This window comes from Streptomyces sp. NPDC037290 (genome assembly GCF_055603245.1).
This window is the reverse complement of the sequence record NZ_JBVJVZ010000001.1, coordinates 352,386-365,502: the sequence shown is the minus strand read 5'-3', so window position 1 is coordinate 365,502 and position 13,117 is coordinate 352,386. Positions and strand designations below refer to the sequence as shown.

The 13,117-nt window shown below is 69.3% G+C and carries 12 protein-coding genes and 1 pseudogene; 5 read left to right on the top strand and 8 right to left on the bottom strand.

What is annotated here, in order from left to right; all coding sequences use genetic code 11:
• Positions 1 to 140 precede the first annotated feature (140 nt).
• Positions 141 to 2,015, bottom strand: a complete 1,875-nt coding sequence (locus ACZ7HQ_RS01660) for an AMP-dependent synthetase/ligase (RefSeq protein ID WP_470983266.1) — start codon at positions 2,013 to 2,015, stop codon at positions 141 to 143.
• Positions 2,016 to 2,276: 261 nt separating this feature from the next.
• On the bottom strand, positions 2,277 to 4,151 hold the full coding sequence (lepA, locus tag ACZ7HQ_RS01655; RefSeq protein WP_470983264.1) for a translation elongation factor 4: 1,875 nt from the start codon (positions 4,149 to 4,151) through the stop codon (positions 2,277 to 2,279).
• Positions 4,152 to 4,377: 226 nt separating this feature from the next.
• Here lepA and rpsT point away from each other — a divergent pair, with 226 nt between their 5' ends.
• Entirely contained in the window at positions 4,378 to 4,644 is a 267-nt protein-coding gene (gene rpsT / locus ACZ7HQ_RS01650; RefSeq protein ID WP_470983261.1) for a 30S ribosomal protein S20, read from the top strand.
• Between the two features lie 303 nt (positions 4,645 to 4,947).
• Here rpsT and holA read toward each other — a convergent pair whose 3' ends face one another.
• From holA to ACZ7HQ_RS01630, 4 genes and pseudogenes are all read right to left on the bottom strand, one after another.
• A complete protein-coding gene (gene holA / locus ACZ7HQ_RS01645; protein ID WP_470983259.1) occupies positions 4,948 to 5,937 on the bottom strand; it encodes a DNA polymerase III subunit delta in 990 nt (329 codons plus the stop codon).
• Positions 5,938 to 6,024: 87 nt separating this feature from the next.
• Complete coding sequence (locus ACZ7HQ_RS01640; protein ID WP_470983257.1) at positions 6,025 to 6,270, bottom strand: hypothetical protein; 246 nt, start codon at positions 6,268 to 6,270, stop codon at positions 6,025 to 6,027.
• Between the two features lie 103 nt (positions 6,271 to 6,373).
• Positions 6,374 to 7,207 (bottom strand): arylamine N-acetyltransferase family protein, encoded by an 834-nt coding sequence (locus ACZ7HQ_RS01635; RefSeq protein WP_470983255.1) that lies wholly within the window; start codon positions 7,205 to 7,207, stop codon positions 6,374 to 6,376.
• Between the two features lie 28 nt (positions 7,208 to 7,235).
• Positions 7,236 to 8,060, bottom strand: a pseudogene (locus ACZ7HQ_RS01630) (ComEC/Rec2 family competence protein); the annotation flags it as partial.
• A gap of 238 nt (positions 8,061 to 8,298) precedes the next feature.
• On the opposite strand from ACZ7HQ_RS01630, the gene ACZ7HQ_RS01625 reads away from it, so the two are divergent.
• From ACZ7HQ_RS01625 to ACZ7HQ_RS01615, 3 genes are all read left to right on the top strand, one after another.
• A complete protein-coding gene (locus ACZ7HQ_RS01625; RefSeq protein ID WP_470983252.1) occupies positions 8,299 to 9,441 on the top strand; it encodes a hypothetical protein in 1,143 nt (380 codons plus the stop codon).
• A 204-nt stretch (positions 9,442 to 9,645) separates the two neighbouring features.
• A complete protein-coding gene (locus ACZ7HQ_RS01620; RefSeq protein ID WP_470983250.1) occupies positions 9,646 to 10,212 on the top strand; it encodes a hypothetical protein in 567 nt (188 codons plus the stop codon).
• Between the two features lie 310 nt (positions 10,213 to 10,522).
• Complete coding sequence (locus ACZ7HQ_RS01615) at positions 10,523 to 10,960, top strand: hypothetical protein (protein ID WP_470983249.1); 438 nt, start codon at positions 10,523 to 10,525, stop codon at positions 10,958 to 10,960.
• 129 nt (positions 10,961 to 11,089) lie between these two features.
• Here the strand turns inward: ACZ7HQ_RS01615 and ACZ7HQ_RS01610 are convergent, their stop codons facing one another.
• Both ACZ7HQ_RS01610 and ACZ7HQ_RS01605 read right to left on the bottom strand, forming a co-directional pair.
• Positions 11,090 to 11,320: a DUF397 domain-containing protein gene (locus tag ACZ7HQ_RS01610; RefSeq protein WP_402162959.1), complete on the bottom strand. Its 231-nt coding sequence runs from the start codon at positions 11,318 to 11,320 to the stop codon at positions 11,090 to 11,092.
• Complete coding sequence (locus tag ACZ7HQ_RS01605; protein WP_470983246.1) at positions 11,321 to 12,199, bottom strand: helix-turn-helix domain-containing protein; 879 nt, start codon at positions 12,197 to 12,199, stop codon at positions 11,321 to 11,323.
• Positions 12,200 to 12,464: 265 nt separating this feature from the next.
• Here ACZ7HQ_RS01605 and ACZ7HQ_RS01600 point away from each other — a divergent pair, with 265 nt between their 5' ends.
• On the top strand, positions 12,465 to 12,944 hold the full coding sequence (locus ACZ7HQ_RS01600) for an ATP-binding protein (protein ID WP_470983243.1): 480 nt from the start codon (positions 12,465 to 12,467) through the stop codon (positions 12,942 to 12,944).
• Positions 12,945 to 13,117 lie beyond the last annotated feature (173 nt).

The window sequence follows — 13,117 nt, the reverse complement described above, 5'->3', positions numbered from 1 at the left end:
GAGTCACCGAAGTGGCCAGAAGACGGCAACTTTCGAGCGGCGGCGAGCACAAACCCCCTCAGGGGCGCGGGGAACCGCGCGAGCGGCCACTGATGACGCACAGCCGCCGGCGGTCCCCGGCCGCCCCTGTCAGAACCGCGCTACGCCTCCCGCGTACCGGCGTACATCTCGTCGATGAGGTGCCGGTACTCCCGCTCCACCACGGGCCGCTTCAGCTTCAGGCTCGGCGTGATCTCGCCGTGCTCCACATCGAGATCCCGCGGCAGCAGCCGGAACTTCTTGATGGTCTGCCACTTCTGCAGTCCGGCGTTGAGCTGGCGCACATACCCGTCGACCATCTCCACGGTCTGCGGCGCGGCGACGATCTCCGCGTACGGCCTGCCCTCCAGGCCGTTCTCCTTCGCCCAGTCCAGGATGGCGATCTCGTCCAGGGCGATGAGGGCCGTGCAGTAGTTCCGGTCGGCGCCGTGCACCAGGATGTTGGAGACGTACGGGCACACGCCCTTGAAATGGCCCTCGACCTCGGCCGGTGCGACGTACTTGCCGCCGGAGGTCTTGATCAGGTCCTTCTTGCGGTCGGTGATGCGCAGATAGCCGTCGGGCGACAGCTCGCCGATGTCCCCGGTGTGGAACCAGCCGTCGGACTCCAGCACCTCGACGGTCTTCTCGGGCAGCCCGTGGTAGCCCTCCATGATGCCGGGGCCGCGCAGCAGGATCTCGCCGTCGTCGGCGATGCGCACCTCCGTGCCGGGCAGCGGCTTGCCGACGGTGCCGGTGCGGTAGGCCTCGCCGGGGTTGACGAAGGAGGCGGCGGAGGACTCGGTGAGGCCGTAGCCCTCCAGGATGTGGATGCCGGCGCCGGCGAAGAAGTAGCCGATCTCGGGCGCGAGCGCGGAGGCGCCGGAGACGCAGGCGCGCAGCCGGCCGCCGAAGGCGTCGCGGAGCTTGGCGTAGACGAGCGTGTCGGCGACCTTGTGCTTGGCGGCCAGCCCGAACGGCACGGCGTGGGTGCCGGTGCGCCGGAAGTTGTCCTGGCTGACCTTGGCGTACTCGCGGGCGACCTCGGCGGCCCACTGGAAGATCTTGTACTTGGCCGGTCCGCCCTCGCGGGCCTTGGCGGCGACGCCGTTGTAGACCTTCTCGAAGATGCGCGGCACGGCCGCCATGTACGTCGGCTGGACCACCGGAAGGTTCTCGATGATCTTGTCGACGCGGCCGTCGACGGCGGTGACGTGCCCGACCTCGATCTGGCCGGAGGTGAGCACCTTGCCGAAGACGTGCGCGAGCGGCAGCCACAGGTACTGCACGTCCTCGCCGCTGATCAGGCCGGTCGCGGCGATCGCCTTGGCCATGTACGCCCAGTTGTCGTGCGGCAGGCGCACACCCTTGGGGCGGCCGGTGGTGCCGGAGGTGTAGATGAGGGTGGCGAGCTGCTCACGGGTGATCGCGCCGACCCGCTCCTTGATCAGCTCGGGGTGCGTCTCCAGGTAGGCGGCGCCACGCCGCTCCAGCTCGGCGAGGGTGATCACCCAGTCGCCCGTCTCGGCGCCGGCCGGGTCGATCACGACGACCTTGGTGAGGTCGGGCAGCTCGGCGCGCTTCTCGAGGGCCTTGGCGACCTGGGCCGCATCCTCGGCGATCAGCACCCGGCTCTCGGAGTCGGAGAGGATGAAGGCCGACTCGTCGGCGTTGGTCTGCGGGTAGACGGTGGTCGTCGCGCCCCCGGCGCACAGGATGCCGAGGTCCGCGAGGATCCACTCGACCCGGGTGGAGGAGGCGAGCGCCACCCGCTGCTCGGGCTGCACGCCCAGCTCGATGAGGCCGGCCGCGATCGCGTACACCCGCTCGGCGGCCTGCGCCCAGCTGAGTGACTTCCAGTCGTCGGGGCCCTGACCGGAGGCCGACGGCACCGGATAGCGGTAGGCCTCGGCGTCCGGTGTGGCCGCCACGCGCTCCAGGAAGAGGGACGCCACGGACGGCGGACGGTTCTCGATCAGGGTCTGTGTGTCGCTCACGACATCCTCCGGGGGCCCGCGACGGTGCGGCTGACTCGGTGCGGCTGGGTTAACTCACGGTGGGGGTTCGAGCACTTGTTTAACTCGCGAGTAACTATCGAGCAGGGATCAGAGTAAGCCGCGACCGGCCGCTGCGTAAGGGGCATCGGCCTGTCACTTTCCACGCAGAGCGACGTTACGCACGCGTAGGGGCCCGCCGCGCTTTCGCACGGCGGACCCCCTTGTGTCCCGTTTATGGGCGCAACCCGCTGTTACCGTTGGTTACTTCTTGCCCTTGGCCGACCCCGCGCTGTCATCGCTGGACAGGACGGCGATGAAGGCCTCCTGCGGAACCTCCACGGAACCCACCATCTTCATCCGCTTCTTGCCTTCCTTCTGCTTCTCCAGCAGCTTCCGCTTACGGGAGATGTCACCGCCGTAGCACTTGGCGAGGACGTCCTTGCGGATGGCGCGGATGGTCTCGCGGGCGATGACCCGGGAGCCGATGGCGGCCTGCACCGGCACTTCGAAGGCCTGCCGCGGGATCAGCTCCTTGAGCTTGGCGACGAGCCGCACGCCGTACGCGTACGCCTGGTCCTTGTGGGTGATCGCGGAGAACGCGTCCACCTTGTCGCCGTGCAGCAGGATGTCGACCTTGACCAGGGAGCTGGTCTGCTCGCCGGTGGGCTCGTAGTCCAGCGAGGCATAGCCGCGGGTCTTGGACTTCAGCTGGTCGAAGAAGTCGAAGACGATCTCCGCGAGCGGCAGCGTGTAGCGGATCTCGACGCGGTCCTCCGAGAGGTAGTCCATGCCGAGCAGGGTGCCGCGCCGGGTCTGGCACAGCTCCATGATCGAGCCGATGAACTCGGTGGGCGCGAGGATGGTGGCCCGCACGACCGGCTCGTAGACCTCGTTGATCTTCCCCTCGGGGAACTCGCTCGGGTTGGTGACCGTGTGCTCGCTGCCGTCCTCCATGACCACGCGGTAGACCACGTTGGGGGCGGTGGCGATCAGGTCGAGGCCGAACTCGCGCTCCAGCCGCTCCCGGATCACGTCCAGGTGCAGCAGGCCGAGGAAACCGACGCGGAAGCCGAAGCCCAGGGCGGCGGAGGTCTCCGGCTCGTAGACGAGGGCGGCGTCGTTGAGCTGCAGCTTGTCCAGGGCCTCACGCAGCTCGGGGTAGTCGGAGCCGTCCAGCGGATACAGGCCGGAGAAGACCATCGGCTTGGGGTCCTTGTAGCCCCCGAGCGCCTCCGTGGCCCCCTTCTGCTGGCTGGTGACGGTGTCGCCGACCTTGGACTGGCGGACGTCCTTCACACCGGTGATGAGGTAGCCCACCTCGCCGACGCCGAGGCCGTCGGCGGGGAGCATCTCGGGCGAGCTGACGCCGATCTCCAGCAGCTCGTGCGTGGCGCCGGTCGACATCATCCTGATGCGCTCGCGCTTGTTGAGCTGGCCGTCGATGACACGGACGTACGTCACGACGCCGCGGTACGAGTCGTACACGGAGTCGAAGATCATCGCGCGGGCGGGCGCGTCGGCGACCCCGACCGGTGCCGGGATCTCCTTGACGACCTTGTTCAGCAGCGCGTCGACACCGAGACCGGTCTTGGCGGAGACCTTGAGGACGTCCTCCGGGTCGCAGCCGACCAGGTTCGCCAGCTCCTCGGCGAACTTCTCCGGCTGGGCGGCCGGCAGGTCGATCTTGTTCAGTACGGGGATGATCGTGAGGTCGTTCTCCATCGCCAGGTAGAGGTTGGCGAGGGTCTGCGCCTCGATGCCCTGGGCGGCGTCGACGAGGAGGATGGTCCCCTCGCAGGCGGCGAGCGACCGCGAGACCTCGTAGGTGAAGTCGACGTGCCCCGGGGTGTCGATCATGTTGAGGATGTGGGTCGCACCCTGGTCGGGGCCCTCGGTCGGGGCCCAGGGCAGACGCACCGCCTGGGACTTGATCGTGATGCCGCGCTCGCGCTCGATGTCCATCCGGTCGAGGTACTGAGCACGCATCTGCCGCTGCTCGACCACACCGGTCAGCTGGAGCATCCGGTCGGCGAGCGTGGACTTGCCGTGGTCGATGTGCGCGATGATGCAGAAATTGCGGATCAGAGCCGGGTCGGTACGGCTCGGCTCGGGCACATGGTTAGGGGTCGCGGGCACGCAGGGTCCTGTCTCTTGAGGCGCCTTATGCCTCGGGTCGGATCGATACGTAGTCTCCATGGTCCCACGCGGAGGGACCGAGGACCGTTTTGGGCCGGTCGCAGGGCCACTGGTACTGTAGATGGCTGTGCCTCATGCCCTCTCGGTGCGAGGCGCGTCAGAGAAATTTTGGATCACCGGTACGGGACCCGAGCGGCCCCGTACCAGAACCTGAAAAGGCTCCTTCGTGGCGAACATCAAGTCCCAGATCAAGCGGATCAAGACCAACGAGAAGGCTCGGCTGCGCAACAAGGCCGTCAAGTCCTCCCTGAAGACCGCGATCCGCAAGGCCCGCGAGGCCGCTGCCGCGGGTGACGTCGAGAAGGCCACCGAGCTGCAGCGCGCTGCTGCGCGTGCGCTCGACAAGGCCGTCTCGAAGGGCGTCATCCACAAGAACGCCGCCGCCAACAAGAAGTCGGCGCTCGCTTCCAAGGTCGCGTCCCTCAAGGGCTGAACCCCTTTTTTGATCTGACCGCCGGAAGGACCCAGAGCGGGCCCTCTCTCATCCGCTCCCGGCCGGCACCCCGGATTCGCACGCGGCCTGCGTTCGCCACGCGGGTGCGAGTCCAGCAGCTTGAACCGAAGGCCTCGGTGCCCTCCCTTCCCCAGGGTGGGTGGCGGGGCCTTCGGCATGCCGGGCTGCGCGACCAGGAGCCGGCCCGTGCGGATGTTCAGCCATGCACCGCCCACTCATCCGCCGGCGGCGCAACGGCTGACGCCCGCGGTTCTCCGGGCCCGCCACGCCGCGGCGACCGGATCAGCCCCGGCCCCTCGACCGGGCGGCCCGGGCGATGGTCACCACCGCCTTCTCCAGCGCGTACCCGGGATCATCCCCGCCTCCCTTCACCCCCGCGTCGGCCTCCGCGACGGCCCGCATCGCCATCGCGACCCCGTCCGGCGTCCACCCCCGCATCTGCTGCCGCACCCGGTCGATCTTCCACGGCGGCATCCCCAGCTCCCGCGCCAGATCGGCCGGCCGGCCCCCGCGCGCGGAGGACAGCTTCCCGATCGCCCGCACGCCCTGGGCCAGCGCACTGGTGATCATCACCGGCGCCACGCCCGTCGCCAGCGACCATCTGAGCGCCTCCAACGCCTCCGCCGTGCGCCCCTCCACGGCCCGGTCGGCGACCGTGAAGCTGGAGGCCTCGGCCCGGCCGGTGTAGTACCGCCCGACGACGGCCTCGTCGATGGTCCCCTCCACGTCGGCAACCAGCTGCGACACCGCCGAGGCCAGCTCCCGCAGATCACTGCCGATGGCGTCGCACAACGCCTGGCAGGCCTCGGGGGTGGCCGACCGGCCCGCCGCCCGGAACTCACCGCGCACAAAGGCCAGCCGGTCGGCCGGCTTGGTCATCTTCGGGCAGGCCACCTCGCGGGCCCCCGCCTTGCGTGCGGCGTCCAGCAGTCCCTTGCCCTTGGCCCCGCCCGCGTGCAGCAGCACGAGCGTGATCTCCTCGGCGGGCGCGCCGACATACGCCTTCACGTCCTTGACCGTGTCGGCGGACAGGTCCTGCGCATTGCGTACGACCACGACTTTCCGCTCGGCGAAGAGCGAAGGACTGGTGAGCTCGGCGAGCGTGCCGGGCTGCAACTGGTCCGGGGTGAGGTCGCGTACGTCCGTGTCGGCGTCGGCGGCCCTGGCAGCGGCCACCACCTCCTGCACGGCACGGTCGAGCAGGAGGTCCTCCTGGCCCACGGCAAGCGTCACCGGGGCGAGAGGGTCGTCATTCGCAGTCTTCCTGGCCATCGCTCACAGCATCCCACGCGGCACTGACAACGAGGCGGCCCCGGCACCCTGACCGGTCCCGGAGCGAACCCGGACCCCGCCCCGGGGTCACGGCTCCTCGCGCCAGCCGTCCCACTTCCCCGCGAAAGCATCCAGCTCCGCGGGCTCCAGCCGCCCCTCCTCGTCCCGCAGCACCACCAGCCACTGCGCGTCCTCGGCGTCGTCCTCGCCGGCCAGCGCGTCCCGGACGAGCCGCGGCTCCTCGTCGAGACCGAACCGCTCCCCGAGTGCCTCGGCCACCTCCTCCGCGGCATCCCGGTCGGGCAGCACCAGCACATGTCTCACATCGCTCACGCGCCCATTCTCCGGCAGCGCACGAGAACCGAACCGCCAGGGCGGACCAGGCCCCGGAAGGCCGCCCACGTCTGCCTCGCCCACGCGCCGCCCCCGAGACGGATCAGGGGCTCACCTTCGGGTTCCGCACGGCCGGCACCCGGTCCAGCTCGATCCCGAACCGCTCCCGGTACACCGTCAGCACCTCCTCGTCCGTCTCCAACTCCCGTGTCTCGCGCCTCCCGTCGCCACCCGTCGTCCTCAGCACACGCCCGCTGAGCGTGATCCTCCCTCCGTCCTCGGTGACCCGTGAGCAGACCAGCGACCGGGTGAAGTGGGACAGCGGCGAGGTCGTGTGCCACCACGCCCCGGCCACGAAGTCCCCGAGCACCCGGGGCCGGGTCTCCAGCCGGTACTGCGGCCTGCCGTCCCGTACGACGTCCAGGTCCCCGGCCCCCGCCGAGCCGCCGCGCACCCCGGCCGCGTCCCGTCCGGCCTCCACCACCCGGAACACTCCGCCCGGATCATGCTGCTCCGCACGTTCCGCGTACCTCAGCGGGTAGTGGCTGTGCGCTCCGAACCCGACGTCCGCGAGCCAGGTGTCCCCCTCCACCGTCCCTACCCGCAGGGCGAGATGGTCGTACGGGACGCCGAGCCGCCCCTCGTCGTCGTACACGCGGGCCGCGAGCAGTTCGACCTCGTAGCCGAGAGCGGCGAGCAACGCACCGAACAGGCCGTTCAGCTCGTAGCAGAAGCCGCCCCGCCCGCGTCCCGTCACCTTGTCCCACAGCCATTCCTCCTCCAGCAGGATCTCCTCGCCGAGGTGGATGGACAGGTTCTCGAACGGAACGGTCCGCAGATGACACAGCTGCAGTTCACGCAGCGCCCGGCCGGTGGGCTCCTGCGGGCGCCCGGCCCCGATCCGGCGGAGACAGGCCTCGATCTGGCTTGAGTTCATGGGCCCAGTCTGGGCTCGCACCCACTCCTCAGTCTCTCGCCACCCGCAGCTCCCCACCGGCCCCTCCCGTCCCGCCGACCGCGAGCTCCCCGTCCCGGTCGGTGCGCAGCACCAGCGCGCCGCCCGCCCGCAGCGCGGCCACGGTCGCCGGAGCCGGATGGCCGTACGGGTTGTCCGCACCGCAGCTGATGAGCGCCACCCGGGGAGCCGCCAGCCGTATCAGCTCCGGGTCCTGGTACGCCGAGCCGTGATGGGCCACCTTCAGGACGTCCACCCCGGCCAGCTCGGCCGCCACCGGTGAGCGCGACAACGCCTGCTGGGCCGGCGGTTCGAGATCACCCAGCAACAGCAGCCGGAGTCCGCCCGAGCGCACCAGCATCGCGACGCTGGCGTCGTTCGGACCGTCCGGCTCGGGCACCGGGCCCGGCCATGCCGGGACCTGCGCGTCCGGGGCTCGCGTCCCGGTGGCCGGCGTGTCCGGGGGCTGCTGCGGAGTGCTCGGTGGGGGCCACAGGACCCGCCAGGACAGCGGCCCGGTGCGGCGTTCCTCACCCGCGACGGCCCGGGTGACCGGGATGTGCCGGGCCGCCGCCTCCCTTCTGACGAACTCCGCCTCATCCGCGGGCTCCTCGAAGCCGGTGGTCTCGATCGCGGCCACCGCACGGCCCCGCAGGACACCGGGGAGTCCCGCCACGTGGTCGGCGTGGAAATGCGTCAGGACGAGCAGCGGGACACGCGTGATGCCCAGCCGGCGCAGACAGTGGTCGACCAGCGTGGGATCGGGCCCGGCGTCCACGACCACCCCGGCTCCCTCGCCCGCCGCCAGGACGGTCGCGTCGCCCTGCCCGACGTCTTCTCTGTCAAGTTCAGCGTGTTGAAGTTCTTGAGGCGTCCGGGGGCTCTGGCGAGGGGTGCCCGTCCGGGGTGGCTCCATCCATCCTGAATCCGAGGGTTCGGATTTCTCAGAGCAGACCAGGACCGTCTCATTCGGTCTGCTCCAGATGGACCATGAATAGTGACTGGACCCTTCGCTACGCGTTGGGGCCGTTGTGCCGAAGAATGCATCCAGTTCCAGCCCTACCCAGACCACAGTGCCGCAGCCGTTTTTGCTGAGTTCCCAACAAGGGGAGGCCGCGCGAACGCTGTTGAGCTACATGTCCTCTCTCGCGCTGCCAGGCCCTGACGCTCAGCTCGTTGCTGTGGTGGTGGCCATCCGGGCGGCACGAGGCGGCGTCGGCAACCTCACCGGGGCGGACCTGTCCGCTCTGCGGCTCGGTGATGCACGCGAAGCCGTCGACGCCCTGCGTGCCCTGGGCTGGCAGATCGGGGACGCTCTCTTCGACGGCGATCCCGCAACTCCGGTCCCGATCACCGTCCCCGACCTGACCAGGGAAGATGACCACCCGCTCCCCTTCGGGAAGAACGTGCGTTCGCGGGTGTCCGGATGGACAACGCGTGCCCTGTCCGCCAAGCCGGTCAAGAAGCTCCCTCCTGCGGCACGGCTGGCCAGCCTGTTCCTCGCGGCACACAGCACATCCAAGCTCCTCGGGCAGATCCCGCCCGACCTCCCCGAAGTCTGCCGAGCCGCCCTGCCCAACCTCCTGCAGAAGGGTTTCCTCACGGAACTGTCCGAGGACGGCTACCGCCTCGACCTGGCCGTACGCCACTTGTCGGGATTGCGCCGTCCCGCCGAGGGCGAGCAGTCAGCGAAGGCCGAAGGTCAGGTCGAGCGCCGCGCAAGGCCGGCGGTCCGATTCGACGCCGGAGCCTGGACCCAGTGGAAGAACGCGGCAAGCCCCGCGCTGCGACGGCACGCCGAAGCTGTCGAGTACTGCGCCGTGTGCTCGCTCGAACCAGGACAGGTCGCTGCGGCATTCATGGAGCAAGTCCGCCCGCAATTCATCCCCAAATGGATCAAGAACGCCTACGGCGAGTGGAAAGAGACCCACCCTGACCGTGGTCCGCAGGCGGCCGAGTTCACCGTGGCCTTCCGGGTCGAGCATGGTCACGGCCCCTCCTACAACCAGCTGTGCTCGGGCCTGGGTTGGGACGTGTGCCGCTCGGTGCGCAATTTCATCGTGCGGCGGCTGCTGTCGAACGAGTGGCTGATGGACACGAGCCCCGTGCCGTGGACGCTGCGGCCGGGGGCGATGGCTCAGGCCCAAGGCATCGTGCTGCCCAAGGCGCGAACGTCGGCCGCCGTCACCGCACGCCCTGGCCCGGAGATCCCCTGATCCAGGGGCTGCGGGAGGCCCTCTGGTGCGTTCGCGGGCCCGTCTATACGTTCCCTGACCATGAGTTGGACGTCTGCGCTTGCTGTGTTCGGTGCGGTTACCGGTGCTTTCGGAGTTGTCTGGCAGGTCTGGAGTCATTGGCTGACGGGCGGGAGGGTGCAGGTCCTTGCGATACGAGAGCGCCAGGAAGACGGGCGGTGGGCGATGTCCACCTCGGTCATCAACGTGGGGCGCCAGGACGTGATCGTGGTCGGCTACACCCTCTGGCTCGATCGTGACGGGATGTGGTGGAGGCGGCTGAGGTGGAAGACCCGGATGCTGCTCCGGTTCGGGTTCACACATGCACGCAAGACGCTGGTGACGTGGCCGCCGTCAGTGAGCTTCGGCGGTGAAGCGTGGTTGCGCGACGCGGGCGGCAGCATCCAGTTCCCCAAGGTCCTACAAGCCGGCTCCACCCTGCGAATGCCACACATCCTGTTGGACTGGCAATCGGACAAGCGGAGTCGACCGCGTGTCGCCATTCGTCTGGGCTCGGGGAAGACCGTGCAGGCGGAGGTGCTGGTCGCCGATGCCTTCGAGCCGATCGATCTCGATCCCGGGTATCGGGTCCAAGCGGACTTCGAAATTGACACGCGATCCGACGAGCAGGCGCGCGATGGGGCCGATGGAGGGCCGATCCGGGTGTTCACGAGCGTACGGAGCCGCGGCGCCGACGGGATCCACGTCGATACTCATATCGAGGGCCCCGAGCCCGTAGGCCCTTCACCCTGACGACTGTCATGCCGGTCAAGTCAGCGGCGTACAGCGAGACTTCCCGGCCGTCGCATTCGTCGCAGGGCCTGGCCTGTCGATCTCCGGATGTACGGGCCGTGGGTGCTTACTCTGCGGCAGGATCATCAGCATGGACTCTGCGGTGGTAGCAGCTCTGATATCCGCCCCGGTAGCCCTGCTTGCCTCTGCGGCTGCCTACGCGGCCGGCCGGGCACAGGGCCGCGGCGCTCTCGAAGGACCGGTGGCCGCGGTGCGGCGGCAACATCAACGAGAGGCGTACGCCGCGTTAGTAGGTGCGGCGAACACGTACATGGCGCAGATCGAGTGGGGTGCGTGCCTGCAGGAAGCGCGTACTCAAATGGGGATCGGAGCCTTCTACGACGAGAGCCAGGAGGCGGAAGTCCGTCGCCGGTCGGCGCAAGTCCGTGCCGCTGTGTCGACCGATCCGGTACGGGCTGCCGCTTCCGTCGTCCTTCTCGAAGGGCCCGAGCACGTCGCCGAACTCGCGGGAACGATTGCTAATCGCGCTGATCAAGTGCGGAGCGAGGCGCGTCACTCCGATGGCCCTGGAGGCGTACTCGAGGACCTGATGGCAGGGCGCACGCCCGAGGTTCCCGCCCAGTATCGCCTGCTCCAGGCGATCGATGCCTTCATCGATGCTGCCCGCTCTCACCTCAATGGAGACAGTTCCACCTCACGAGGCGGAGCCTCGCGGACGGGGGCAACTGCCCCGCAGCCCTCCGCGTGACGCCGGGCGGGCGCTGTCGGTTCGGCGGGGTTGGTGGGGGAAGATTACGGCGGCGGCCGACCCCACTATGCCTGGGGCCGGCCGCCGCCTTCTTGTCGGTTGCGGCCTTTCCGGGCCGCGGGGTGCGGGTTATGCCAGGTGGTCGAAGTTGCCCTTCTTCGCCCCGGCGATCATCGCGGCGATCTCGTCGCGGGTGAAGACCAGCGGGGTCTGGCCCGGCCGCTTGGAGTCGCGCATCGCGATCAGGCCGCCGATGGCGCCGAACTCCACGCAGTTGTCGTTGCCCCCGCTGAACTCGCTCTTCTCCCAGGTGACGGCGGAGAAGTCGAGGTCGGCGGGGTTGGGCTTGGTGTTGCTCACTTACAGCTCCTTGAGCATGTTCTGGATACGGCTGCGGGTCTCGGGTGGGCCGAGGGCCGTGGCCCGCAGGTGGTCAAAGACCTCGGTGTAGCGCCCCACATCGCTGGATCCCTCGAAGTACACCGAGTTGGTCAGATTCTCCACCCACACCACGTCCGGGTTGGGCTCGGGGAAACCCATGAGCATGAACGAGCCGTACAAGCCGGGGTGGAACCCGGTGTCGAACGGTAGAAGCTGCAGCGTGATGTTCGGGTTCGGCTCGACGTCCAGCAGATGCTGGAGCTGTTCCCTGAGCACGGCCGGCCGCGACTCGATGCGACGGAAGGCGGCTTCGTCGATGACCGCCCACAGCTTCGGCGGCGGGGAGTCTTCGCGGGCGAGGATGGCCTGGCGGTTGATGCGCACGTCGACCAGGGCCCGGACCTGCTTGGCGTCCAGGTCGACGCGCATGGCGGTGATGACCTGCCGCGCGTATTCGGGCGTCTGCAGCAGTCCGGGGATCAGCTGCGGCTCGTAGGAGCGCAGGGTCGCCGCGCTCTGCTCCAGTTCGAGATAGCCGCCGTACTGGGTGGTGTTGATGACGGCGGAGTACTTGCGCCACCACTTCTTGCGCTGGGCCTGATCGGCGCGGACCAGGTCCAGGATGTCCTCCCGGACGCCCGGGTCGGTGACGCCGTAGCAGTCGAGCATCGCCTTCACCAGGACCGGTGAGGTGCCGCGGTCGCCGTTCATGATGCGGCTGAGCGATCCCTGGTTGACCTCGATGACCGCTCCGACCTCGGCCAGCGTCTTGCCCGACTCCTCGTGCAACGTCTTGAGCTGGGCGGACAGTTGGCGGCGGTAGACGGACTTGGGGGCAGGATTCCTCTTCCAGGCCATGCCGACAGTGTGGCGCTTGCCCACGGCATGGACAACCAATCTGAGGAATCCGAGTTGGGCATGTTGCCCAACTCGATTGCCTAGAGGCATCCTGACTCTCGGTTGCGAAGTGTGATGAAGTCATTGCGCTTCGTGTCATATGCCATGCCTTTGCGCCGACTCCCCGGGCCGGATGGCCCCGGGGGCCGACGTGCCGACCAACAGTGCGAGCCGTCTGCACCGGTGAGATTCCGGGGTGCCCGCGCTGCCGACTGGGGAGCACGCGATGCACGAATCCGAGGTCCTGACGGGCCCGCCGTCCCATCCGCCGCAAGCGTCCTGCGGCTTCTACCTGGCGCCCCGGGGAGCCGGGTTCGCGCTGCACATGAGCGCGAGCGAGGACCATCTGCGGGAGATGCGGCAGGTGGTGTTCAAGGCGGTCGCCGGGGCGGGGATAGGCGAGGAGGTCGCCGAGTCGGCCCGGCTGGTGGCCAGCGAGCTGGTCGGCAACGCGGTGCGGGCCTGCGGCCCGTGGGCGCCGGTCGTGGTGCAGATCCATCCCGGCGAGCGCGATGTCCTGGTGCAGGTCCACGACCCGGAGTCGGACTCCCGTCCGGTACGGGGCGAGCAGGCTCCGGACAACGTGGAGGAAGTCACGGGACGGGGCCTGTGGATCCTCGACGCCATCGCCCCGGGCTGGACCGTCGAGTCCACCCCGCTGGGCAAGCAGATCACCTGCATCCTCCCTGCCGGGCACGGCAGTTGACGCACACACTTCCGGCCGTCCCGCCCTCCTCCCCGGGGGCGGGACGGCCGGAGCCGCACCGCTTCCGGCGCCCCGGGAGACGGGTGCGGCGGGCACCGCCCTTCCCCCTCCTCCTTGGGGCGGTGCCGTTCGCGGTCCGGCCGCTGTCGGCGGCGGCCGGACCGCCCCAGGAG

Bases quoted from the DNA above. Each gene is read 5' to 3' on its own strand.
- holA (WP_470983259.1), bottom strand. From the start codon at position 5,937: ATGGCCAGGAAGACTGCGAATGACGACCCTCTCGCCCCGGTGACGCTT.
- ACZ7HQ_RS01635 (WP_470983255.1), bottom strand. From the start codon at position 7,207: ATGAACTCAAGCCAGATCGAGGCCTGTCTCCGCCGGATCGGGGCCGGG.
- ACZ7HQ_RS01620 (WP_470983250.1), top strand. From the start codon at position 9,646: ATGTCCACCTCGGTCATCAACGTGGGGCGCCAGGACGTGATCGTGGTC.
- ACZ7HQ_RS01615 (WP_470983249.1), top strand. From the start codon at position 10,523: ATGGCGCAGATCGAGTGGGGTGCGTGCCTGCAGGAAGCGCGTACTCAA.
- ACZ7HQ_RS01605 (WP_470983246.1), bottom strand. From the start codon at position 12,199: ATGGCCTGGAAGAGGAATCCTGCCCCCAAGTCCGTCTACCGCCGCCAA.
- ACZ7HQ_RS01600 (WP_470983243.1), top strand. From the start codon at position 12,465: ATGCACGAATCCGAGGTCCTGACGGGCCCGCCGTCCCATCCGCCGCAA.